The 1280-nt window shown below is 63.3% G+C and carries 1 protein-coding gene; it reads left to right on the top strand.

From position 1 onward, the window contains the following. Window positions 1–66 precede the first annotated feature (66 nt). Window positions 67–1262, top strand: a protein-coding gene (locus AX729_RS24395; RefSeq protein WP_502686916.1) for an IS3 family transposase whose coding sequence is annotated in 2 segments (ribosomal slippage) — window positions 67–328 and window positions 328–1262 — 1197 coding nt in all. Because the reading frame shifts where the segments join, the coding sequence is not laid out codon by codon here. Window positions 1263–1280 lie beyond the last annotated feature (18 nt).

The following is a 1280-nucleotide window of genomic DNA, read 5'->3' on the forward strand; positions in this document are numbered from 1 at the left end:
TGACCTGAGCCCCGGTATTTCCTCCAAAAATGGGTAGAGTCCATAACCCGGATTGGGGGATGGACGATGAAGAAGAGCCGGTTCACCGAAGAACAAATCATCGGGATTTTGCGAGAGCAGGAGGCAGGGGCTGCGACGGCTGACGTCTGCCGCAAGCATGGGATCAGCAGTGCGACCTTCTACAAGTGGAAGGCGAAGTACGGCGGCCTGGAAGTGTCCGACGCCAAGCGGCTGAAGGCGCTGGAGGACGAGAATGCGAAGCTAAAGAAGCTTTTGGCTGAAGCGATGCTCGACAATGCCATGCTCAAGGACGTCGCTTCAAAAAAATGGTGACGCCCGCCGCCAGGCGAGAGGCCGTCGCTCACCTGCAGAGTGCGTTCGAGGTGAGCGAGCGACGGGCGTGTGCGGTGCTCGGGGTGGATCGCACCTCGTTCCGTTATCGAAGCAGCCGGCCGGCCGATGCCGCCGTGCGTGCCCGCCTTCGCGAGCTGGCGGCAGTCCGCCGACGGTTCGGCTATCGCCGCCTGCTCGTGCTGATGCGCCGCGAGGGGCTGGTCATGAACCACAAGAAGTTTCGACGTCTGTATCGCGAGGAACGGCTGCAGGTCCGCCGGCGTGGCGGCCGTAAACGGGCACTTGGCACACGGGCGCCGCTGACGATCCCGCAGCGGCCGAACCAGCGCTGGAGCCTCGACTTTCTGTCGGATGCCTTCGTCGATGGTCGGCGCTTCCGCATTCTCTCGGTCGTCGACGACTTTACCCGCGAATGCCTGGCGCTGGTCGCCGACACTTCCTTACCCGGCTTGCGTGTCGTGCGCGAGCTCGAGGCGATCGTCGCCCGGCGTGGCCGTCCGGCCATGTGTGTCTCAGACAACGGCACCGAGTTCACCGGTATGGCGGTTCTGCGCTGGTGCCAGGAGATCCGGATCGAGTGGCACTACATTGCGCCCGGCAAGCCAACGCAGAACGCCTTCATCGAGAGCTTCAACGGCCGGCTACGCGACGAGTTGCTCAACGAGACGCTGTTCACCTCGCTCTCACAGGCTCACGCCGTTCTGGCTGCATGGAAGGACGACTACAACAACGTTCGCCCACACAGTTCGCTCGGCGATCTCACGCCGAGCGAATTCATCGATCGCAGTGCTTGCCGACCGCAACGGGGCGAGGCGCTGCGCTATGCCGGGGGCTCCGCGCCCCACCCCGTTGCTTCACCGAGCCCATTGGGCTCAAATGTCACCGGGACTCTACTCATCGGTGGATGAAAGTTGGGGCTCAGGTCA

This window comes from Bradyrhizobium sp. CCH5-F6 (assembly GCF_001556045.1).
GTDB lineage: Bacteria > Pseudomonadota > Alphaproteobacteria > Rhizobiales > Xanthobacteraceae > Bradyrhizobium.